Genomic DNA, 22,223 nt, shown 5'->3' with positions numbered 1-22,223 from the left:
GCTTATGAGTCAAACAGTGTCACCCCCGCTTTACGCTGCAATCGACCTCGGGTCGAACAGTTTTCATATGCTCGTTGTGCGTCATATCGATGGCAGCGTACAAACCATGGCTAAAATTAAGCGCAAAGTGCGTTTAGCTGCAGGCTTAGATGAAAATAATGCGCTTAGTACAGAAGCCATGCAGCGCGGTTGGGACTGTTTGAGTCTCTTTGCAGAGCGACTGCAAGATATTCCAAAAGAAAATATCCGCATTGTCGGTACAGCGACCCTACGTACTGCTATCAATGTGGATATATTTCTAGAGAAAGCGAACCAGATCCTTGGTTACGACATCAATGTTATCTCCGGTGAAGAAGAAGCTGCGACTATCTATAAAGGCGTAGCACACACTTCTGGTGGCAGCGGCCGCCGACTGGTTGTTGATATTGGTGGCGCAAGCACCGAGATGATCATTGGTGAAGGCTTCTCAGCGAAAGCACTAACCAGCCTGAAGATGGGCTGTGTGACTTGGCTTGAGCGCCACTTTAAAGATCGCCAATTAACCGCAACCAACTTTAACAACGCCATTGAAGCGGCGAAGTCAACGTTGGCTCCTATCCTAGATAGCTACACTGATATCGGATGGGATGTGTGTGTGGGCGCAAGCGGTACCGTTCAAGCACTGCAAGAGATCATGTTGGCGCAAGGCATGGATGAAGTGATTACTCATGCCAAACTTAAGCGTCTACAGAAACAAGCGATGATTACTGAGCGCTTGGAAGAGCTAGAAATCGAAGGACTTACCCTTGAACGCGCATTAGTGTTCCCGAGTGGCCTTTCTATTCTTATTGCTATTTTTGAGTTGCTTGAAATAGATTCAATGACACTCGCAGGCGGTGCACTCCGCGAAGGCCTAGCCTACGAGATGGTTGATGAGCTGCGCCAAGAAGATATTCGTGCACGTACCATTAAGAGTGTTCAATCACGCTACCAGATGGACGTAAGCTACGGTGAACAAGTAGCAGTAGTCGCACAAACGCTGCTAGACCAAGCAGGTGCCGAAGCGTGGGTTTCAGAACCTCAAGCTGGTGTGCTATTGCAAACGGCAGCTAAGCTTCACGAGATTGGTTTAACCATCGATTTCAAAAAAGGTGGTGAGCACAGCGCTTACCTGCTGCAGAACTTAGACCTGCCTGGCTTTACTCGAGCGCAAAAGCACTACTTGGGTGAGTTAACTCGTCGCTACCGTGAGCAGTTAACTTCATTACCAGAGCAACACGCTATCTCAGGCACCAGCAGCAAGCGTATCTTACGTATTCTGCGTTTGGCTATTTTGTTGACTCACCGTCGCAATCCAGCGCTAGAGCCTGAGTTTAAGCTTGCAACCGATGGTAACAACTTGACCTTAGCGCTTTCTAAGCAATGGCTAGCAGACAACCCGCTGACCGCTGCTGAGCTAGAGATCGAGTCGAATAGACAAACCGATATTGGCTGGCCATTGAATATTAAATGCCTCTGATATTAGTATCTGACGCTAGAAATTAAAAAAGCCCAAGTTAGTAGACTAACTTGGGCTTTTTCTTATCGCTGCATTAATGCTTTGTGTTACAAATCTCAAACTTAAGCGTTCACGCCTGTCGCTTTAAAGTCAGGGTTCACTGCGGTTAGCTTTCTAACAATGTAGTTAAGAAGCACGCCGTACATAGGCACGAACAAGCCTAGGCTGATGATAAGTTTGAATCCGTAATCGACTAAAGCAATCTCAGTCCAATGCTCGGCCATAAATGGATCTGGGCTTTGATAGAAAGCAATCGCAAAGAAAGCGATGGTATCAATGGCATTACCGAATAGCGTTGAACATGTTGGGGCAACCCACCACTGTTTAAGCTGACGCAGACGGTTGAAAACATGCACATCTAAGATCTGACCCAGTAAATAAGCCATGAAGCTCGCCGCGGCGATACGAGCAACAAACAAGTTGAACTCACCTAATTGGCTAAAGCCTTGGAATGAACCTTCAAAGAACACCACTGACAAGAAATAAGAAACGGCCAGCGCTGGTAACATCACTAAGAAAATGATTTTACGGGCAAGCTGCGCGCCAAAAATGCGTACGGTCAGATCGGTCGCTAGGAAGATAAACGGGAAAGTGAAAGCACCCCAAGTGGTGTGCATACCGAAGACGGTAAAAGGTAGCTGAACCAGATAGTTGCTTGACGCAATAATCACCAAATGGAACAAAACTAATAGTGCTAGGGCTTTGCGCTGTTGCGCAGGGGTAAAGTTACTCATGCTGTACCTTTTTAGTTTGGTTTGGGGGTGAGGGAACCCAAATCGAGTCATTTCTTCGAATAATCCAAGAAAGCTCTTACCAATAATGTGAATTAAAAAATGTATCTAAAAATTGCTCTGTTGAGCGGCGGGCGATTATACATTAATCAATATTGGCTGCAACGGTGAGAACAAACGCAAACGTTTATTCTCACTTTTATTGGTGAATAGCGTTAGAAACTATGTTTAAAAGCTAAGTTTAGAAGCTACGTTTCAGAAGCCATGCTAAAAGTTAAAAACCGCGCTTAAAAAGCGCCGCGAGATAATCAAACTCTTCTCGGCTCTCTTCTGCGTTCAACGACTCAAACCAGATTGATTCACTGTAATGTTCAGACTTTAAGAACATTCGACAATCTTCAAAATCAATCAACCAAGAATGCATATCGGCGTCCCATTGCTTTTCAACAACTGACGCTGACAGCAACGCCACCAGCTTTTTACCTAGCACTTCATAAGAATCAAAATCAAAACTTGGAGACGTAATCAATAAACGCCCTTCCTCAGCCAAATACTCTCTTAAGCCAAATTCTGTTTGTGTTGTCATGTCCCTATTAACCTTATTCTTTTTCTATTAGTTAGACGTTTCTTGCAAACTAGCCGTGTGTGGTGATGTGTTCTTGAATCAGATCTAGGAATGGGTCTGCGTACTTATCGAGTTTACGTTGACCAACACCGTTGACTGCCAGCATCTCACCGTATGAGGTAGGCAGTATTTCAGCCATATCAATCAAGGTCGCGTCACTGAATACCACGTATGGTGGTAAGCCATCTACATCTGCAATCGACTTACGCAGCTTTCGCAGTTTCGCAAACAGCTTCTTATCGTAGTTCTTACTGCTCAGTTTATCGGACTTCGCATTACGCACCGCGGTATCTAAACGAGGAACAGCCAACTCCAAAGACATCTCACCGCGCAGTAACGGGCGGGCTTCTTCTGTTAGCTGTAATGTCGAGTTACGAGTGATGTTTTGGAACAACAAACCTTTATGAATCAGCTGACGGAAGATACTGATCCAGTAATCGTGGCTATGGTCGCGGCCAATACCGTAGGTAGACAGCTTATCGTGACCATTATCGCGGACACGGATGTTCTGCATACCACGCATCACTTCGACCACGTAGCCCATACCAAACGACTGATTCACGCGGTACACACAAGACAACGCCTTTTGCGCTTCTTGGGTCGCATCAAAATGCTTAGGTGGATCGAGGCAGATATCGCAGTTGCCACATTGCTTCTCACGATACTCACCAAAGTAGTTAAGCAGAACCTGACGACGACACGTTTGCGCTTCGGCAAAAGCACTCATCGCGTTCAACTTGTGCATCTCAACCTGTTTTTGCGGGCCTTCTTCTTTCTCATCCAGCATACGACGCAGCCAACCCATATCGGCCGGGTCAAACAGCATCATCGCTTCAGCAGGTAAACCATCACGACCTGCACGGCCAGTCTCTTGATAGTAAGACTCGATATTGCGTGGGATATCAAAGTGCACCACAAAGCGTACGTTGGGTTTGTTGATGCCCATACCGAAGGCAACAGTCGCGACCACGATCTGAATATCATCGCGTTGGAAGGCTTCTTGAACGTAAGCACGCTCATCGGTGTCCATACCAGCGTGATAACCCGCGGCGCGAATACCGTTATTGCATAGCTTCTCGGTCACCATCTCCACTTTCTTACGGCTACCACAGTAGATGATGCCACAATTGCCCTTTTGTGTTTCTAGGTAACGAACCACCTGTGACACGGGTTTGTGCTTCTCAACCAAGTTGTAGCGAATATTAGGGCGATCAAAGCTGCCTAAGTAAGTGTGCGGATCTAGGAGCTGTAGGCGCGAGATAATATCTTTGCGCGTCGCATCATCAGCGGTTGCTGTGAGCGCCATGTAAGGCACATGTGGAAAATACTGTTTAAGCTGACCTAATGATGCGTATTCAGGGCGGAAGTCGTGACCCCATTGAGAGATACAGTGCGCTTCATCGACTGCAATCATTGAAAGCGGTAAACCTTGAAGACGCTCGATAAAGTCACGCATCAACACGCGCTCTGGCGACACATACACCATTTTCAGCTGACCTGAGTTCATGCGATTGAACACATTCAGCAATTGGTCACGTGGCATTGAAGAGTTAATACACTCAGCGGCAACACCATTGGCCTTCAGTTGATCGACTTGGTCTTTCATCAACGAGATCAGCGGCGAGATAACCAGAGTCAGCCCTTCACGAACCAAAGCCGGAATTTGGTAACACAGAGATTTACCACCACCGGTTGGCATAATCACCAAGCTGTCTTTGCCTTCAACGGCCAAATCAATGACCTCTTGCTGACCATCGCGAAAGCTTTGATAGCCAAACACATCTTGTAAGATGGTTTGCGCATCATTCGCGGGAGTTGGTATTTGCTCAGCAATCAGAGTGGCGGTCATTGTGGTTCCTAATCGAGGTATTAAATCAGCAAGCATCTTCGGCAAGCAAGTCGCACATTGTAGAGGGGAACGCTGGCGAATTAAACCGCAAATTGTTAGGTGAAAAGGGTTATCGCTCCTATACTGACCAACTCTCTTATAAATCTTATTAATAAGCACTCAGTGCTAGAGAAAGATGCATGACACAGGAAGAACAACAACGTACGCGCCAAGGAGTTTTGCTTGCCGTCGGTGCCTACACAATGTGGGGTATCGCCCCTATATATTTCAAATCTTTAAGTGACGTTTCCCCGTTAGAGATCCTCAGCCACCGTGTAGTATGGTCTTTTTTCCTACTCGCTTTCTTACTGCACATTGGCCGCAGCTGGCGTAAAGTCCGTGACACCCTGACCTCAAAACCAAAAATGCTCTATTTAGTGGCGACCTCCACTTTAGTGGGTGCCAACTGGCTGATCTTTATCTGGGCGGTCAACTCCAATCACATGCTTGATGCCAGTTTAGGGTATTACATCAACCCGCTGATTAACGTGTTGCTCGGTATGCTCTTCCTAGGCGAACGCTTGCGTAAGCTGCAATGGTTTGCTGTGGCTCTGGCTGCGATTGGCGTATTAATCCAATTAATTGCCTTCGGTTCAGTGCCAATCGTCGCCATTGCTCTAGCCTTTAGCTTTGGTTTTTATGGTTTGCTGCGTAAAAAAGTTAGCTTAGAAGCGCAAACAGGGTTGTTCATTGAAACTCTGGTGATGCTACCTCTCGCAGCTACCTACTTACTGTTTATTGCCGATAGCCCAACTTCAGACTTATCGATGAACCCAATGCAACTCAACCTATTACTGGTTGCTGCAGGTGTTATTACAACCATTCCACTGCTGTGTTTTACTGGCGCTGCAACTCGATTGAAGCTATCGACACTCGGTTTCTTCCAGTACATAGGCCCAAGCTTGATGTTCTTACTGGCGGTTCTGATTTACGGTGAAGCCTTTACCTCAGATAAAGCGATCACCTTTGCTTTCATATGGGGGGCACTGGTTATTTTCAGCTTTGATGGCCTGCGTAACAACAAGAAGAACAAACTGGCGAAACAGTGATATTGATCGTTTTTTACAAGACAATCCCTTAATACGCAGATAAGCTTGGTTGAATTGATGACTATTTGACCAAGCTTTTTTGTACCATGGATAAAGTCCACTACTACTCTACCCCAACAGAAGATATCAGCCTGATCCAAGCTCAATACCAAGAGTTTGCCTTTCAACGCCACTATCATTTGGACTTTCACATCGGCTTAATTACCCAAGGGCAGCAAAAGTTCGCCTACAAAGGGACGAGCCACCATGTCGGTGCAGGCCAAGTTGTTATCATGCCACCTGATGAGCTGCATGATGGGCACTCCAAACTCGATTCAGGTTATCAAGTCAGTGTGTTTGCAGTTTCTCCCCAATGGTTTCAAGATCTTGCCGATCCCAAGCAAAATGGTCACACATTGGGCTTTTCTGAGTTGATCCTCTCCGATCAAGCTGCATTTTTACAATTACGCAACTTGCACGGTCTGTTAATCAATCAAGACATCAGCCAACTCGCTCAAGATTGCCTACCATTCGAGGGATTCTCGACGATCGTCGATCGTTACGCTCAGTTTGGATCGAAAACTCAAGTACAGCTTGGTACTCAATCGGTTAACACGCTAAAAGACTATTTGATGGCAAACCTCGACCAACCAGTGCGCCTAGAGCAGCTGTCTGAACTATGCGATCTCACCACAACACAATTTCAACGTCACTTTAAGAACAAAATGGGCATTACCCCTTATGCATGGCTGAGCCGTTTACGTATGGAACAGAGCATGCGTCTGATTAAGTCTGGGATATGTGGTACCAAGGTCGCGCACCAAGTGGGCTTCTATGATCAAGCACACTTCTCCAAGGCATTCAAAACCACATTCGGCGTACCCCCCTCACAAATCAACTAAGTGTTGATAATTTACAATTGCTCGATTTCAAATCGCGGTAAGCTACGCTCAATACGATTACTTATTTAAAATAGCGGCAACGTTATTGAGAACTGACATGAACGAAGTCACCATACTGATCACCCTCGCCTCTATCCATTTCATCGCTTTGATGAGCCCCGGCCCAGACTTTGCGTTAGTCGTGCAAAATGCGACACGCCACGGCAGACAAACAGGCTTGTACATTGCGCTTGGTTTATCTTGCGGGATCTTACTGCATTCGTTACTGAGCCTGACGGGAATCAGTTACCTAGTCCACCAGCAACCAACCCTATTTGCCATTATCCAATTGGCTGGCGGTAGCTACTTGCTCTACTTAGGCTACGGTGCCCTTAAAGCAACCTGGCAAATCATTCAGAACCACGACGATGACGACGATACCGTCAATGCCAAAGATCTGATTTTGACCAACAAACGTCAGGCATTTTCGAAAGGGTTTGCGACCAATATTCTTAACCCAAAGGCTTTGGTGTTCTTTATCAGCTTGATGTCGAGCTTAGTGCCTGCCGACATGTCTCTATCAGGTAAAGGCTTTGCGCTTATTATCCTGTTTGGTCTGTCTCTGTTTTGGTTTTCACTACTGGCGTGGATGCTTTCGACTAAGGCTCTACAGAAGAAACTTAGCGAAGCAACGGTATACATCGATGGCTTATGTGGCGTGGTATTCAGCCTGATTGGCGCGAGTATTCTTTGGCAGTCGCTGTCCGGTTTAATCGCTTAAATTCGAATCAAGATTACAATTCGTTAACAACGCACTGGCTATCTAATCTTTCCACTGCCAATCTAGCTCTGCATATTAAAAGGAGAAGATCATGCAGTGGAAAACAAAACTAACAACCCTCGCCACTTCTACCCTACTTTTTGCCTCTCACGTCAGTTGGGCAAATCAAGCTGCCGATTCCGTCGCACCCGAACAAAGTAGTGGTTTAGAAACCAAACAACTAGTTAAAGCCAACGATTGGATGGTCACCGCAGCCAACCCTCTTGCCACACAAGCTGGCGCCGATGTACTTGCTCGTGGTGGTAACGCAATTGACGCCATGGTTGCCGTGCAGCTTATGCTTGGTTTAGTGGAACCTCAGTCATCGGGTATTGGTGGCGGCGCGTTCCTTGTCTATTTTGATGGTAAATACAAACAGCTCAAGACCTACGATGGCCGTGAAACTGCGCCGCTTGATGCCACACCACGTCTATTCCAAGACGAAAACGGACAACCGCTTAAATTCTATGATGCCGTGGTTGGCGGTCGTTCTGTTGCCACGCCGGGCACGGTGCAATTGCTGTGGGACACTCACCAGAAATACGGCAAGCTAGAATGGGCATCACTGATTAAACCTATCGCTCAGTTGGCTGAGGAAGGTTTCACCATCAGTCCACGTTTAGCCACCTTGATTGAGAATGACCAAGAGCGACTAAGCCGATTTGCCACAACTAAGGCTTACTTCTTCAATGCCGATGGCAGCCCGAAAACAGCGGGTACTCAACTTAAGAACCCAGAATACGCGGCAACGTTAAACGCTATCTCGAAGAACGGTGCTAAGGCCTTCTATCAAGGTGAGATCTCTGCCGACATCATTAATACTGTGCAAACAGCCAAAGGTAACCCTGGCGTATTAGCGCAGAAAGATTTCGACGCGTATTCAATTAAGCAGCGCGAACCGGTTTGTTCTGCTTATGAAAACTACGATATTTGCGGAATGGGGCCACCAAGCTCTGGTGCGTTAACGGTTGGACAAATCCTTGCAATGACTGAGCAGTTTGACCTCAAATCATGGGGGCCAAACGACGCAAAATCTTGGCAAGTGTTAGCAGACGCTTCTCGCTTAGCCTTTGCAGACCGTGGTATGTACATGGCAGATCAAGATTATGTGCCTATGCCAACCCAAGGGTTAGTGAATACTGACTATTTGCAGGAGCGTGCTCAGTTAATTACCGCAGGTAAGGCATTAGACAGCGCACCTTCAGGCACCCCACCGTGGGATCACGCAATGCAGAGAAGCCAAGATGTTTCTATTGAGTTGCCATCCACCAGCCACTTCAACATTGTCGATAGTGATGGCAATGTCGTATCGATGACCACCACCATCGAGAATGCCTTTGGTTCACGTTTGATGGTTAGAGGTTTCCTACTCAACAACGAACTGACGGATTTCTCATTCAAGACCCACAATGATGGCAAACCTATCGCCAACCGACTTGAACCGGGTAAGCGTCCGCGCTCTTCTATGGCACCGACCATCATCATGCAAGATGATAAACCTTACATGGCGATTGGCTCTCCGGGTGGCAGCCGTATCATCGGTTATGTCGCACAAGCGATCATTGCTCATACTCAATGGGACATGGATATTCAGCAAGCGATCAACCAACCACACTTCCTAAACCGTTTCGGAACCTTAGATTTGGAAAAAGGAACATCGGCGGAAAACTTCAAACCTGAGCTAGAAAAGATGGGATTTGAGGTCAACGTTCGCGATCTAAACTCGGGTTTACACGCTATTCGCATCACAAAAGATGGTTTAGAAGGCGCTGCAGACCCTCGTCGTGAAGGTGCAGCTATCGGCCAATAAGGGAAAAGACTCCCTTTTTACTCCCTGTCTTGTGCGAGATCTCTCACAAGGCAGTGAGTAAATATCGATATTTAACTGCGAAATCAAGCACTAAGATGCCATAACTAACTGAAAATAAACAATACGTACGTTTATCATTCAAATAATTATATAGAAATTCGCTTATGCACCATTGCTGATAAATAAGGAATCGGTAATATGAATGGTGTCGGAAGGATGCTGACACGGAACAGGAAACGCCAAGGACTTGGTTATCTTCAGGATGAAGATTCGATTACTCAGGATGAATAATCGGCATGGATAGCGAAATGGACATTGAATGGACGCAATAGTAACTAGGATGGTTGCTACTAAGGAAAGACAATGGACGCCTCTGGACGAGGAAAGGACTGAACATCAGGATGATGTAAAGGACACCGCTCAAGGAACAAGTGACGCGCGCTAACGAGGATTGTTGGCAGATCAGGATAAGATCAAGGACACCGCTAGGAAGGCGACGAAAGGAATACGCTGAAGGATAACAGCACACTATCATGGATTTGATGCATGGAGCACACTTAGTAGCCGGATTGCTGCGAGTAAGACTATAGACCCCGATGAGCGCAAGCTCTCGGGGTTTTTCTTTATCTGCCGTTTCATTTATTCCCTTCTCAGCAAATAAATCAAAGACCTTTGATTACAATTCTGACATTTAAAGCATTCACTTCTTAACCACTTCAGAGTAACGTAAGTCGAACTAGGCTCAACTAGTCTCATAACCATAATTAAACTAAGGACAATTCATGTCACACGTTACCTTCAAAGGCGCTGCTGTACCGCTAACAGGCACATTCCCACAAACTGGCGAACAAGCACCAAGCTTTGCACTTGCTGCAGGCGATCTTTCTGAACTGACTCTTGCTTCTCTTGAAGGCAAGAAAGTGGTTCTAAACATCTTCCCAAGCATCGACACAGCAACTTGTGCAACGAGCGTACGTACGTTCAACGCAAAAGCGGCTGAGCTTGAAAACACGGTTGTGGTTTGTATTTCTGCTGACCTACCGTTTGCTGCGGGTCGCTTCTGCGAATTAGAAGGCATTGAAGGCGTTCAACACGCTTCAACTTTCCGTTCTCCTGCGTTCGCATCAGACTACGGCGTAGCGATTGCTGAAGGCCCACTATCAGGCCTAACTACACGTGCAGTTGTGGTTGTTGATGAAAAAGGTGTGGTAACACACAGCGAGTTGGTTGCAGAGATCACTGAAGAACCAAACTACGAAGCGGCACTTGCAGCACTGTAAGTGTTCTTTCTGGGCAGAAATGCCTTAAGCTCGATTCAACCTATTTAGACTGGTTCCGAGCAATAAAAAGAGCAGCCATTGGCTGCTCTTTCTGTTTTTAATGCGGATTACTTTTAAATGCTGAACGATTTTTAAAGACCAAACGGCTTTCTAGATACTGAAGTAACGGATTAAAGCTGTTCTAAACGCGCGTAAGCCGTCACTAACCACTTGATGCCTTCACCATTAAACGCGACTTGAACTCGGCTCTGCGGGCCACTTCCCTCGAAGTTGATGATGGTACCTTCACCAAACTTAGGGTGCTTAACGCGAGAGCCCAAGCTAAAGCCCGTTTCGTTGAAATTCTCTTTCACGGCAGTTTGGCTAAAGCGACCGCTGCTTGCAGGACGGCTCACTTGTGCCTTCATACGTACTTCATCCAGACAGGTCTCGGGCAGCTCACGAATAAAGCGTGACGGTTTGTGGTATTTGTCTTGTCCGTACAAACGACGCATCTCAGCGTAGGTGATGTACAGCTTCTCCATCGCACGAGTCATGCCCACATAACACAGACGACGCTCTTCTTCCAAGCGCCCAGCTTCTTCTGCTGACATCTGGCTTGGGAACATGCCTTCTTCGACACCCACCATGAATACCATTGGGAACTCTAGGCCTTTGGCACTGTGCAGAGTCATTAGCTGAACCGCGTCATCAAACTCATCAGCCTGACCTTCACCCGCCTCTAACGCTGCATGAGTCAAGAAAGCAGTAAGCATGCTCATCTCATCCGCTTCTTCTGGCTTTTCAAACTGACGCGTTGCCGTTACCAATTCTTCCAAGTTCTCAATACGTGCCTTCGACTTCTCACCCTTCTCTTGCTCGTACATCGCAAACAGACCCGACGATTTAATCACGTGGTCGGTTTGTTCGTGTAGGCTAAGTTCCAACGTGTCATCTTCAAGCGCATTAATCAGCTCGATAAAGCGACTTAATGCACCCGCAGCACGACTGGGTAGCACTTGCTCTTCTATCAAAGCAACACTGGCTTCCCACATGGTTGCACCACGATCACGCGCTGCAAGACGAATCGTTTCTAACGTTTTATCACCCAAGCCACGCGTTGGCGTATTAACCACACGTTCAAACGCCGCATCATTACTGCGGTTGCTCATTAAGCGCATGTAGCTCAAGGCGTCTCTGATTTCTTGACGCTCGAAGAATCGCATGCCGCCGTAGATTCGGTAAGGGAGACCACCTTGGATCAAAGCTTCTTCAAGAACACGAGATTGGGCGTTATTACGATAAAGCATCGCGGTATCTTCTAACGCACCGCCTTTCTCTTGCCACTCTTTGATTTTGCTAACCGTGAAACGCGCTTCATCTAGCTCGTTATAAGCCGAGTACACAGAGATTGGCTCGCCATCGTTGCCATCAGTCCACAGCTCTTTACCCATACGTTCGGTGTTGTTCGAGATAAGCTCGTTCGACGCCTGCAGAATGGTTTTGGTTGAACGGTAGTTTTGTTCAAGTCGAACCGTCGAAGCACCTGGGAATTCATCCAAGAACTTCTGAATATTTTCGATCTTCGCACCACGCCAACCATAGATAGATTGGTCATCATCACCCACGATCATCACACGGCAATCCGGGCCTGCCATCATACGTAACCAAGCGTATTGGATGTTGTTGGTATCTTGAAATTCGTCGACAAGAATGTGCTTGAAACGAGCTTGGTAGTGCTCGCGGATGTGTTTCTTATCGCGCAATAGTTCATGCGATCTCAACAAGATCTCAGCAAAGTCGACCAAGCCAGCACGATCACATGCCTCTTGGTAAGCAGAGTAAATCTTTAACCACGTTTGAGTTATTGGATCATGGTAGGCGTCAATGTGACTTGGGCGCAGCCCTTCGTCTTTCTTGCCATTGATCCACCAAGAAGCTTGCTTGGCTGGCCACTGCTTTTCATCAAGGTTTTGCGCCTTGATTAAGCGACGTAGTAAGCGAATCTGATCATCTGAGTCAATGATCTGGAAGTCTTCTGGCAGTTTTGCATCTAGGTAGTGAGCACGAAGAATACGATGACAGATACCGTGGAAGGTGCCGTTCCACATACCTGACGAGCTGCCCATCATCAACTCTTCAATACGACCACGCATCTCTGCTGCCGCTTTGTTGGTGAAGGTAACCGACATAATAGAGAACGGTGATGCTTGCTCTACACTTTGCAACCAAGCGATACGATGCACCAACACTCGCGTTTTACCACTGCCAGCACCTGCCAGAATAAGTAGGTTTTCTAAAGGTGCCGCGACCGCCTCACGTTGTTTATCGTTTAGGCCATCGAGTAAAAGCGAAGGATCTATCATTGGATATGCTCACTACTGGGTATTTATACATAAAAGTTGATTATAACCTAAACACTAGGCTGCGTTTAGGATAATAAGAAGAAAAAACAATCAAAATTAACATCATAAATTCAACAAGTTAAACAATAAAACATCATTAATATTAATGTTTTTTATAATGCCGTGAAATTATTTCCCGGTTGTTCCTATCCTTTTTAGTAAGCAAGTTAACAATCCATTAACCTGCGATATCAAAATACTATTAAGTCCTAGAGGGAATGACTATGAAAAATTCTAATCTTGCTGTTACAGCTGCAATCACAAGTGTACTAGCGTTCGGCGGTGCAGTTCTTACATCAGCACCTGCGGAAGCAGCAGCAAAAGAAAAATGCTACGGCGTGGCAAAAGCTGGCCAAAATGATTGTGCAACTAAAACAAGCTCATGTGCGGGTACAGCAAAAGAAGACAACCAATCCGATGCATTCATAGTCGTACCTAAAGGGCTATGTGGCAAATTATCAGGTGGTAACACTCAATCATCATAATTGAGCTGCTTAGTATGGTGAGCTGACACTCAGCTCACCTCCACTTCTTGTTAGGAGAATCGTTGTGACTCAAACTCTTCACCCCAACGCAGGGGTTGGCCTTAGAACACCGCACTTGGACTTCTTTAGCCAAAATCCAGCCTTAGTAAGTTGGTTAGAAGTTCACAGCGAGAACTACTTCTTAGCTCAATCACCACAGCGCCAACAACTCAGAGAAATTCGTCACGCACACAACATCAGTTGTCACGGTGTTGGGTTGTCTCTCGGTTCTGTTGAGCGCATCAACCAACATCATCTTAAGCAATTAAAAGAGCTCATTGATGATATCGAACCCTTCTTGGTTTCTGATCATCTCAGTTGGAGTCAGACAGGCGGTCATTACTTCAATGACTTGTTACCGCTGCCTTATACCGAAGAAGCGCTAGAGGTCTTCTGTCGCAATGTCATCGAGGTACAAGACAGCCTGCAACGCCCTATGCTGATTGAGAACCCATCGAGCTACCTTGCCTTCAAGCATTCAACCATCCCAGAGTGGGAGTTTTTAGCCGAGGTACAGAAGCGCACTGAGTGTCGCCTACTGCTCGATTTCAATAATATTTTTGTCTCATCTTTTAATCATGGTTTCAGCTGTGAAGAGTATCTCAGTGGAATACCGGCAGACAAAGTGGAAGAGATTCACTTGGCAGGTTTCACTAAGAAGAAACTCGAACAAGGCGAGATCTGGATAGACACCCACAGTAAACCTGTCTGTAATGAAGTGTGGCAACTTTACACCCAATGGATACAGCAATACGGTTCGCGCCATACCTTGATAGAGTGGGATTTAGATATCCCTGAACCACAAATCTTATTAGCTGAGGCTGCTAAAGCCAGTGAGTGCTTGTATCAACACGACAAGTTCAACCACAGGAGTCGCGCATCATGAGCCACTCCCTAGCAGATGTTCAATCAGAGTTTGCGAACGCCCTACGCTACCAAAACAGTGGTGAGCATTGCGACATAGTGAGCGACCATTTTACTGATGAGCAACGAATCCAGATTTACCGTAATAACTTTGTGATTAGCTTGAGCGAAGTACTTGCAGCGACCTATCCACTCACCGAGATGTTAGTCGGCGAAGAGTGCTTCCAACAAATGGCTCGTCAACATGTCTTAAGTTATCCATCAACCTCTGGTGATGTCAGCGGTTACGGAGAACACTTTGAACAAACCATCCAAGCCTTTCCTGCCGTTATTGAGGCTGCACCTTATCTTGGTGAAGTGGCTTTGTATGAATGGCAAAAAGACAGCTTGATGAGGTGCGTTTCAGAATCGAAAGTCGACCAACACCCTCTTGCTGGTTTAGCTGATGTGCCACCAGAGCAACAAGGCGCTTTAGTCTTTCATCTCAAAGATTCAATAACGCTCATTAATTCTAACTATACGATTATCGCGCTTGAACACGCTATCTATCAGCAACAACTCGATGGGTTAGACATCAACCAACCTGAATTTGGGGTGTTAATTCGAGCGGAGAATTCTCAGATTGAGAGTCATCACTTTAGTGAAGTATGCCATCAACTACTATGCGAATTTCAATCAGGCCAAATGCTCGCAGCGATAGACCCTTCATTACTACAACATCTGAATACTGTCATGGCGCTTAACGTCATCTCAGGCTTTTCAATCAATGCCGAATTGGAGACATAATATGGATAACAACACAGTCACAAACATGATGGCTCAATACGACAGTTTGATTGAGAAATCACAGGCACTTTTTGTTCCTGTCCTACTTCTGTTTTGCCGCCTATGGGTGGCGTGGGTCTTCTTTAATTCTGGGTTAACCAAAATAGCAACTTGGGATAGCACTCTTTACTTGTTTGAGTTGGAATACCAAGTACCACTGCTACCTTGGGAATTAGCAGCTTACATGGGTACTGCCGCTGAGTTAATTCTGCCAGTGTTTTTAGCACTCGGTTTATTAACACGACCGATGGCCGCAGTGCTGTTCGTGTTCAACATCATAGCTGTCGTGTCTTACCCGGTGCTGTGGGAACAAGGTTTCTATGATCATCAGTTGTGGGGATTAATGATTCTTATCGTTGTGGTATGGGGAGCCGGACCATTTTCACTTGATAGAATCTTGAAGAAACAATTTAGCAACTAGTCTTCGCCGCAGATTCAAAACGCAAAAAACCACTCAATTGAGTGGTTTTTTTTAACTGGCGTCAGCTTATTTATTTAGAAAAGCTTGTAGCTCTTCAGCAGAGATACCTTGCTCGGCTAGCTCTTTTGCGAGTAGCTGAACCTGCTCTCCCTTACGAGACTCTACCACTCGCTGAAATTGGTAAATGATATCTCGCAAAGTATCGATTGGAACTTGTTTTGCCGCACTGCGAATACGCTCTTCACTTTGGTTGCCTAGCTCTTTAAGCAGTTTACCAAACATGACCTTTTCAGGTGCATCTTCCATTTGTTCTAAGACGCGCGCCATTTCGTAGGTTGTTAATGACATTACAGTATTTTCCGTTGGGGACTAACGTTTCAATGAGTGACAAATATACCATGTTTTAACGTTTCGCAAACCGCCATTTGTATATTTTGTCACCCTTGTAACTTATGCCTTAGCAAACGTTGCGTGCCAAGACTTACCCGCCTTGCTCGCAAGCACTAGTAATGCAGGAACAATCAGGAACATTTGCAACGCGATCATCACTTGCGACGTTAAATCAAGACGTTGCATGGTACCCACAAGAAGTCCTGAACCGCTCATTTGGAATAAGCCAAGCAGCGCAGCAGCTGTACCCGCACGGTCACCGAAAGGTTCTAGAGCTTTACCTGCCGCAGCACCAAGAATCCAAGCAAAGCCAACCGACGATAAGAAGATCGGTAGCATAAACGCGATTGGAGTCGCGTGCTCAGCAAGCACCAACATAATCACACCCGCTAAGCCCAGCGTCGAGATACCAACAACCAATGCCTTGTAAGTACCAAAACGGTCCATAAATTTAGGTGCAGTAAACGCAGCTGCAATGTTGATGGCCGCATTAACACCAAACCAGAAAGTAAACTCTTTCATGGTCAGGCCTAGGTTTTCCATCAACACAACTGGTGCAGAGGTTACATAAGCGAGGATGACCGCCATCGCCATCAGACACAAGGTTGCGTGGAAAAGGAATGATGGTGTTTTCAATACTGACCAGTATCGCTCAAGCTTGAACACAGCAACCTTCTCTGTCGCCGGGTTAGACTCTTTCATTTGGAAGAATAAGATGCTGCCAACGACTACCGCGAAGCCAGCCATAAAGCTGAAGTTCGAGCGCCAGCCAAATTGATGCGTTAACCAAGCACCAAGAATTGGTGCCAATGCAGGGATAAAACAGATCGCACCATTGAGGTAGCTGATCATTCGGCCACTTTTCTCTGGGCCAAATAGATCGCGAACCGTTGCAAAGGCAGCTACAGAAGTCGCACAAGCTCCTAAGCCTTGTAGCAGCCGAGCTATTAGCATCATATCAATCGATTGAGCTGCCCACGCCAAGCAAGCACTCAATGCATAGATACTAACACCTCCCAATGCAACGGTTCGACGTCCTAACTTATCAGCCAAAGGGCCAGCAAACAGTTGGCCGACACCCATGGCAAATAAAAACCAAGTAATCGTATCTTGTGCTAGTGCATGTTCCACGTGAAACGCTGTCGAAATTTGTGGCAGAGCTGGTAGGTAGATATCAATAGCCAAAGGGCTAAATAGAACCAGCATTGCCAATAAAGCAACCTGCAGTTTACTAGGGGTTGGAAGCGCGTTAGAAGGCACAAGATTCTCCGGATGAGTTAATTTAGGTGCATAATAACCAACTAAAGATATGAACAAAAATGGCATATACTCATTAGCATTATTCCAAATAGGAAACTCACATGAATATCGAGAAACTATCGCGCCTCGACCTAAATCTATTAGTTTGCTTACAAGTACTGATGGAAGAGCTGAGTGTTACTCGCACTGCGCATCGATTATGCCTTAGCCAGTCAGCAGTGAGTAAGTCATTGGCCAAACTTCGTGAGCAATTTAATGACCCCCTTTTTACGCGAAGTGCTCATGGTCTGCGACCAACACCAAAGGCAGTCTTTCTCAAACCTAGATTAGAAACGCTGATCAACCAACTTGATGTGCTCACCCAACCAGAGACGTTCATTCCCAATAACAGTGACCACAGTTTTCACATTGCAGCAGTTGAAAGTGTCTACCCGTTGATTCTTCCTCACTTCTTACCTGCAATCTTTCGACAAGCCCCTAAGGTGAATATCAACACCCATGCTTGGACAGAGCAAACCTTCAAAAAATTGCAGCTTGGTGAACTCGATATCGGACTCACGGGTAAAGACATCGACATCAACGATGCACGTTTAACCATGCTGCCGCCAGATGATATTTGCGAACAAGAGATCTACCGAGATGCACAGATGTGTGTGCTAAGACGCAACCACCCTGCTCTGAGTGGCAAATGGGATCTGGAAACCTACCTTGCACAGCGTCATGTACAAGTAAGGTGTGACGGTAACGATCGTTGGTTACTCGACTACAAACTTGCCGACCTTGGTCACCAACGTGATATCGCTATTTCTGTTCCTGACTTCAATAGTGCGGCTAGCTTGTGCACCTACACTGACTTCGTGTTTACGGCACCAAGTCACTTCACCTACCTTGTTGCCAAGCAGCTCGACTTAGTCGTTGTCCCTCTACCAATGGAATTTCCGCCGATGGCTTACACTCTGTTTTGGCACCGTGATAGAGAAAATGACCCAGCGTTAACTTGGTTGCGAGATATCATCAAAGAAAAAACTCTGCACCTTAGATAAAAATGGCGTACAGCGTTTGCAGCAAACGAACAAAAGCGCTAGCTTATTGACCTAATAAGTCCCCTCACATGTATATCTACTGTGAGTGTTAACAAGGACCCTAACAATAAGGATAAACACAGATGCACAATATCACTGCGGAACGCGTTACTGCGGTTCGAGCTTGGCTTGAAGCAAACCAACTAGATGCGGTTATCATCCCACACGAAGATGAGTACCTAGGCGAATACGTTCCAGCTCATAACGAGCGACTTCACTGGTTAGCTGGTTTCACTGGCTCTGCAGGTGCAGCGGTTATCACTCGTGAAAACGCTGCTATTTTTGTTGATGGTCGCTATACCGTTCAGGTTCGCAAGCAGGTACCAGCAGAGTTATTTGAGTATCGCCACCTTATTGAAGAGCCGGCTTTAGATTGGATCATCAATTCACTAGCACAAGGCAGTAAAGTTGCTTTCGACCCACGCATGCACACAGCGGCTTGGTTGAAAGGCGCACAAGCTAAACTGGCTGATAAAGTAGAACTCACAACATTAACAGCAAACCCGATTGATGAGCTTTGGTCTGATCGCCCTACACCTGTTGTATCTGATGTTCGCCTAATGGCGACCGACGCCGTTGGTCAATCAAGTGAAAGCAAACGTGCTGAAATTGCAGGCCTGCTAAAAGCCAAAGGTGCGGATGCCGCTATCCTTACTGAACTAGACTCTATTTGCTGGTTACTCAACGTTCGCGGTTTGGACGTGTCTCGCCTACCGGTTGTATTGTCTAATGCCATCATTCACGCCGATGAAAGCGTCGATTTCTTCTTAGACCCAGATCGTATCCCTGCAGGCTTTGAAGCGCACGTTGGTAATGGTATTCGTGTTTCTCACCCATCTGAACTTGAAGCACGTCTTCAATCTTTAGAAGGTAAGAATGTGTCAGTTGATTCAGGCACAAGCAACGCTTGGTACACACTTGTTCTACAAAACGCTGGTGCTCATATCATTGAAGCAGCAGACCCATGCCTAATGCCAAAAGCAGCTAAAAACGCAACGGAAATTTCAGGTATGAAAGCGTGTCACATTCGAGATGGCGTTGCGATGGCGAAATTCCTATCGTGGATTGATGCAGAAGTCGCGAAAGGTAACCTGCACAACGAAGCGGTACTAGCAGACAAAGTACAATCGTTCCGCGAGCAAGACCCAACGCTGATGGACCTAAGTTTTGACACCATTTCTGCAGCAGGCGGAAACGCAGCTATGTGTCACTACAACCATGAGAACCAACCTGAACCAGGTCAGCTAGAACTGAATACTCTGTACCTAGTCGATTCAGGCGGTCAATACTTAGATGGTACAACCGACATCACTCGTACTATCGCGATTGGCCAGCCAAGCGACGAGATGATCCAGCAGTTCACATTGGCACTTAAAGGTCACATCGGCATTGCACGTGCGCGTTTCCCACAGGGTACTCGTGGTTTCCAACTTGATATCCTAGCGCGTCAGCACTTGTGGGCCGAAGGCTTCGACTATGACCACGGTACTGGTCACGGTGTTGGTCACTTCCTAAGTGTTCATGAAGGTCCGCAAAGTATCTCTAAGAAGCTTATCGACGTACCTCTTGTTGAAGGTATGGTGTTATCAAACGAGCCGGGTTACTACCGTGCTGATGAGTTTGGTATCCGCATCGAGAACCTAGAATTGGTCGTTGAGCTTCCTACTCAAGGTGACTTCTCAGTACTAACGTTTGAATCGCTAACACGTTGCCCTATTGATAAGCGCAACATCAACGTCGATCTACTGACACGACCTGAGCTTGCATGGCTAAACGATTACCACCAGAAAGTATGGAACGATGTTAGCCCATTAGTTGAAGGTGATACGTTGGAATGGCTACGCCAATCAACCACTCCACTTGCTCATGCTTAATGCTTAGCTAATTCAAACTTAATGAAATGAAAAACGGCTACCTTAGGGTAGCCGTTTTTATTTGTCGATTTAACTTCGTCGATGTTTCACGTGGAACATCAATCTATGTGTTCGCTAACCAGAGTAAGCACTGTGCCAGTCTCGCCACACAGGATCAAAACCACGTTGACGAATCATTGACTCAACATCAGCAGCACTTCGCTCATCACTTATTTCAAATTGCTCGAGTTCTTCTTCATCAGAAGCATAACCACCAGGCTGGGTTTTAGACGCAGCCGACATACTGGTGATTCCCAATGGCAACACATTGTCGCGGAAAGCTGCAGACTCACGAGTCGAGAGAGACAATTCAACCTCAGGGTTTAATAAGCGATAGGCACAGATAAGTTGAACCAACTGTTTATCACTCATAATAGATTTAGGCTGCAAACCACCCTCACACGGACGAAGACGTGGGAATGAAATCGAGTAACGTGTTTGCCAATAGGTACGCTCAAGATAGTCTAAGTGAGCGGCCACGAAGAAGCAGTCGGTACGCCAATCTTCCAAGCCAATCAAAGCGCCAATACCTATCTTATCAATACCCGCTTTTGCCAAACGATCGGGCGTTTCAAGCCGGTATTCAAAATCCATTTTATTGCCACGCAAGTGGTGTTCCGCGTAGGTACTTGGGCTATACGTTTCTTGGTAAACCATCACTGCATCTAAGCCGAGAGTTTTAAGCTCTGCGTAGTCATCTTGATCAAGCGGCTGCACTTCCATCGCAAGATAGTTAAATTGTGCCTTAATATTCGGTAGCACTTCACGGAAGTACTTCATCCCGACCTTGGTTTCATGTTCACCAGTCACCAACAGTACACTATCAAACTTCATCTTTTTGATAGCGGCACTTTCAGCATCGATTTCATCCAAAGTAAGTGTACGACGCTTAATGCGGTTCTCCATTGAGAAACCACAATACGTGCACGCATTCGCACATAAGTTTGAGAGGTACAATGGAATATACAACGACATTGTATTGCCGAATCGCTTGCGTGTTAGTGCCAATGATTGTTGCGCCATCTGCTCTAAGTAAGGTTCTGCTGCCGGAGAGATAAGAGCCTTAAAGTCATCCAAGTCGCGTTTAGGTTTACTCAGAGCACGCTCAACATCCGCCGCCGTTTTACTGAAGATAGACATACCAATGTCATCCCAGTTGAGCTGTTTAAATCGATCAACAAACGTCATAGGGACACTACTCGTCTAGAAATGAAGTTAGCGGACTAGAAGCAACCGCGTGAGACACCTGACCAGCGAGACCAGAAAGGTAAGCCATACGGCCAGCTTCAACTGCCAGTTTAAAAGCAATCGCCATATCAACGGGTTGTTGAGAAGCCGCAATCGCAGTATTAACTAACACGGCATCCGCGCCCATTTCCATTGCACGAGCAGCATGAGATGGCGCACCAATACCAGCGTCAACAATCACAGGGACGTTCGCTTGGTCGATAATAATCTCTAAGAAGTCTGCTGAAGCAATACCTTTGTTCGACCCAATCGGCGCACCTAACGGCATAACCGCAGCACAACCCACCTCTTCCAATCGTTTACACAACACAGGGTCAGCATGACAGTAAGGCAACACAACAAAGCCATCTTTAACCAGTTGCTCAGCCGCTTTTAATGTCTCAATTGGGTCTGGCATCAAATACTTTGGATCTGGGTGAATTTCCAGTTTGAGCCAATTTGTGCCTAGCGCTTCGCGAGCCAAGTGCGCAGCAAAGATGGCATCCTTCGCGTTCTTAGCCCCAGAGGTATTTGGTAATAAGTTCACGCCAGCATCAATGATCGGCTGTAAAATATCATCTTGCTCAGAGCGAATATCAACTCTTTTCAACGCCATGGTTGCCAGTTGAGAACCGGAAGCTTCGATAGCGCTCGCCATCAAGTACTTATTCGCGAACTTACCCGTTCCAGTGAAGAGTCGTGATTGAAACGTTTTATCTGCGATAGTTAACAT

The 22,223-nt window shown here is 46.3% G+C and carries 20 protein-coding genes; 12 read left to right on the top strand and 8 right to left on the bottom strand.

All coding sequences use genetic code 11. The features are described from left to right. Positions 1–4 precede the first annotated feature (4 nt). The gene (gene gppA, locus OCV19_RS00270; RefSeq protein WP_065677110.1) at positions 5–1,498 is read left to right on the top strand and encodes a guanosine-5'-triphosphate,3'-diphosphate diphosphatase; all 1,494 of its coding nucleotides are present in this window, start codon (positions 5–7) and stop codon (positions 1,496–1,498) included. Positions 1,499–1,599: 101 nt separating this feature from the next. Here the strand turns inward: gppA and OCV19_RS00265 are convergent, their stop codons facing one another. The 3 genes from OCV19_RS00265 to recQ all read right to left on the bottom strand — a co-directional run bounded on the left by OCV19_RS00265 (position 1,600) and on the right by recQ (position 4,742). After that, complete coding sequence (locus tag OCV19_RS00265; protein WP_017061333.1) at positions 1,600–2,271, bottom strand: 7-cyano-7-deazaguanine/7-aminomethyl-7-deazaguanine transporter; 672 nt, start codon at positions 2,269–2,271, stop codon at positions 1,600–1,602. Positions 2,272–2,542: 271 nt separating this feature from the next. Beyond that, positions 2,543–2,854: a DUF3630 family protein gene (locus tag OCV19_RS00260; RefSeq protein ID WP_065677109.1), complete on the bottom strand. Its 312-nt coding sequence runs from the start codon at positions 2,852–2,854 to the stop codon at positions 2,543–2,545. 49 nt (positions 2,855–2,903) lie between these two features. After that, complete coding sequence (gene recQ / locus OCV19_RS00255) at positions 2,904–4,742, bottom strand: ATP-dependent DNA helicase RecQ (RefSeq protein ID WP_065677108.1); 1,839 nt, start codon at positions 4,740–4,742, stop codon at positions 2,904–2,906. Positions 4,743–4,921: 179 nt separating this feature from the next. On the opposite strand from recQ, the gene rarD reads away from it, so the two are divergent. From rarD to tpx, 5 genes are all read left to right on the top strand, one after another. Further along, positions 4,922–5,830 carry an EamA family transporter RarD gene (gene rarD, locus OCV19_RS00250; RefSeq protein ID WP_065677107.1) on the top strand — a complete coding sequence of 303 codons (909 nt, stop codon included), beginning with the start codon at positions 4,922–4,924 and terminating at the stop codon, positions 5,828–5,830. 86 nt (positions 5,831–5,916) lie between these two features. Next, entirely contained in the window at positions 5,917–6,711 is a 795-nt protein-coding gene (locus OCV19_RS00245) for a helix-turn-helix transcriptional regulator (RefSeq protein WP_065677106.1), read from the top strand. A gap of 97 nt (positions 6,712–6,808) precedes the next feature. Continuing rightward, positions 6,809–7,471 (top strand): LysE family translocator, encoded by a 663-nt coding sequence (locus OCV19_RS00240; RefSeq protein ID WP_017061328.1) that lies wholly within the window; start codon positions 6,809–6,811, stop codon positions 7,469–7,471. Between the two features lie 91 nt (positions 7,472–7,562). Then, positions 7,563–9,320 (top strand): gamma-glutamyltransferase, encoded by a 1,758-nt coding sequence (gene ggt / locus OCV19_RS00235; RefSeq protein ID WP_065677105.1) that lies wholly within the window; start codon positions 7,563–7,565, stop codon positions 9,318–9,320. Positions 9,321–10,102: 782 nt separating this feature from the next. Beyond that, positions 10,103–10,600, top strand: a complete 498-nt coding sequence (gene tpx, locus OCV19_RS00230) for a thiol peroxidase (protein WP_048613238.1) — start codon at positions 10,103–10,105, stop codon at positions 10,598–10,600. Between the two features lie 170 nt (positions 10,601–10,770). On the opposite strand, the gene uvrD is transcribed toward tpx, so the two are convergent. Then, on the bottom strand, positions 10,771–12,945 hold the full coding sequence (uvrD, locus tag OCV19_RS00225) for a DNA helicase II (protein ID WP_065677104.1): 2,175 nt from the start codon (positions 12,943–12,945) through the stop codon (positions 10,771–10,773). A 263-nt stretch (positions 12,946–13,208) separates the two neighbouring features. Between uvrD and OCV19_RS00220 the strand changes: the two genes are divergently transcribed. The 4 genes from OCV19_RS00220 to OCV19_RS00205 all read left to right on the top strand — a co-directional run bounded on the left by OCV19_RS00220 (position 13,209) and on the right by OCV19_RS00205 (position 15,618). Further along, entirely contained in the window at positions 13,209–13,469 is a 261-nt protein-coding gene (locus tag OCV19_RS00220) for a BufA1 family periplasmic bufferin-type metallophore (RefSeq protein ID WP_065677103.1), read from the top strand. Positions 13,470–13,533: 64 nt separating this feature from the next. Further along, on the top strand, positions 13,534–14,394 hold the full coding sequence (gene bufB / locus OCV19_RS00215; protein WP_065677102.1) for an MNIO family bufferin maturase: 861 nt from the start codon (positions 13,534–13,536) through the stop codon (positions 14,392–14,394). Further along, a complete protein-coding gene (locus OCV19_RS00210) occupies positions 14,391–15,158 on the top strand; it encodes an HvfC/BufC N-terminal domain-containing protein (RefSeq protein ID WP_065677101.1) in 768 nt (255 codons plus the stop codon). The genes bufB and OCV19_RS00210 overlap by 4 nt, the downstream gene beginning before the upstream one ends. Position 15,159: 1 nt before the next feature. Continuing rightward, positions 15,160–15,618 (top strand): DoxX family protein, encoded by a 459-nt coding sequence (locus OCV19_RS00205; RefSeq protein WP_055319886.1) that lies wholly within the window; start codon positions 15,160–15,162, stop codon positions 15,616–15,618. A gap of 66 nt (positions 15,619–15,684) precedes the next feature. Here the strand turns inward: OCV19_RS00205 and tsrA are convergent, their stop codons facing one another. Continuing rightward, a complete protein-coding gene (tsrA, locus tag OCV19_RS00200) occupies positions 15,685–15,966 on the bottom strand; it encodes an H-NS-like global regulator TsrA (protein ID WP_009848181.1) in 282 nt (93 codons plus the stop codon). Positions 15,967–16,068: 102 nt separating this feature from the next. After that, entirely contained in the window at positions 16,069–17,268 is a 1,200-nt protein-coding gene (locus tag OCV19_RS00195) for a multidrug effflux MFS transporter (protein WP_206377688.1), read from the bottom strand. 101 nt (positions 17,269–17,369) lie between these two features. Between OCV19_RS00195 and OCV19_RS00190 the strand changes: the two genes are divergently transcribed. Then, positions 17,370–18,311, top strand: coding sequence for a LysR family transcriptional regulator (locus OCV19_RS00190; RefSeq protein ID WP_012605070.1), 942 nt, complete (start codon positions 17,370–17,372; stop codon positions 18,309–18,311). A gap of 122 nt (positions 18,312–18,433) precedes the next feature. Then, the gene (locus tag OCV19_RS00185) at positions 18,434–20,224 is read left to right on the top strand and encodes an aminopeptidase P family protein (RefSeq protein WP_065677099.1); all 1,791 of its coding nucleotides are present in this window, start codon (positions 18,434–18,436) and stop codon (positions 20,222–20,224) included. Between the two features lie 114 nt (positions 20,225–20,338). Here the strand turns inward: OCV19_RS00185 and thiH are convergent, their stop codons facing one another. Then, positions 20,339–21,451, bottom strand: a complete 1,113-nt coding sequence (gene thiH, locus OCV19_RS00180; RefSeq protein ID WP_065677098.1) for a 2-iminoacetate synthase ThiH — start codon at positions 21,449–21,451, stop codon at positions 20,339–20,341. 7 nt (positions 21,452–21,458) lie between these two features. Continuing rightward, positions 21,459–22,223, bottom strand: coding sequence for a thiazole synthase (locus OCV19_RS00175; protein WP_065677097.1), 765 nt, complete (start codon positions 22,221–22,223; stop codon positions 21,459–21,461).

It is taken from the genome of Vibrio celticus (assembly GCF_024347335.1).
In the GTDB taxonomy this organism is placed as follows: Bacteria; Pseudomonadota; Gammaproteobacteria; order Enterobacterales; family Vibrionaceae; genus Vibrio; species Vibrio celticus.
The sequence above is the reverse complement of the archived record's forward strand: the minus strand, read 5'-3'. Positions and strand labels throughout refer to the sequence as shown.

Bases quoted from the DNA above. Each gene is read 5' to 3' on its own strand.
- OCV19_RS00220 (WP_065677103.1), top strand. From the start codon at position 13,209: ATGAAAAATTCTAATCTTGCTGTTACAGCTGCAATCACAAGTGTACTA.
- OCV19_RS00205 (WP_055319886.1), top strand. From the start codon at position 15,160: ATGGATAACAACACAGTCACAAACATGATGGCTCAATACGACAGTTTG.
- thiH (WP_065677098.1), bottom strand. From the start codon at position 21,451: ATGACGTTTGTTGATCGATTTAAACAGCTCAACTGGGATGACATTGGT.
- rarD (WP_065677107.1), top strand. From the start codon at position 4,922: ATGACACAGGAAGAACAACAACGTACGCGCCAAGGAGTTTTGCTTGCC.
- OCV19_RS00245 (WP_065677106.1), top strand. From the start codon at position 5,917: ATGGATAAAGTCCACTACTACTCTACCCCAACAGAAGATATCAGCCTG.
- ggt (WP_065677105.1), top strand. From the start codon at position 7,563: ATGCAGTGGAAAACAAAACTAACAACCCTCGCCACTTCTACCCTACTT.
- OCV19_RS00265 (WP_017061333.1), bottom strand. From the start codon at position 2,271: ATGAGTAACTTTACCCCTGCGCAACAGCGCAAAGCCCTAGCACTATTA.
- OCV19_RS00240 (WP_017061328.1), top strand. From the start codon at position 6,809: ATGAACGAAGTCACCATACTGATCACCCTCGCCTCTATCCATTTCATC.
- gppA (WP_065677110.1), top strand. From the start codon at position 5: ATGAGTCAAACAGTGTCACCCCCGCTTTACGCTGCAATCGACCTCGGG.
- tpx (WP_048613238.1), top strand. From the start codon at position 10,103: ATGTCACACGTTACCTTCAAAGGCGCTGCTGTACCGCTAACAGGCACA.
- OCV19_RS00260 (WP_065677109.1), bottom strand. From the start codon at position 2,854: ATGACAACACAAACAGAATTTGGCTTAAGAGAGTATTTGGCTGAGGAA.
- OCV19_RS00210 (WP_065677101.1), top strand. From the start codon at position 14,391: ATGAGCCACTCCCTAGCAGATGTTCAATCAGAGTTTGCGAACGCCCTA.
- recQ (WP_065677108.1), bottom strand. From the start codon at position 4,742: ATGACCGCCACTCTGATTGCTGAGCAAATACCAACTCCCGCGAATGAT.
- OCV19_RS00185 (WP_065677099.1), top strand. From the start codon at position 18,434: ATGCACAATATCACTGCGGAACGCGTTACTGCGGTTCGAGCTTGGCTT.
- tsrA (WP_009848181.1), bottom strand. From the start codon at position 15,966: ATGTCATTAACAACCTACGAAATGGCGCGCGTCTTAGAACAAATGGAA.
- OCV19_RS00175 (WP_065677097.1), bottom strand. From the start codon at position 22,223: ATGTTAACTATCGCAGATAAAACGTTTCAATCACGACTCTTCACTGGA.
- OCV19_RS00190 (WP_012605070.1), top strand. From the start codon at position 17,370: ATGAATATCGAGAAACTATCGCGCCTCGACCTAAATCTATTAGTTTGC.
- uvrD (WP_065677104.1), bottom strand. From the start codon at position 12,945: ATGATAGATCCTTCGCTTTTACTCGATGGCCTAAACGATAAACAACGT.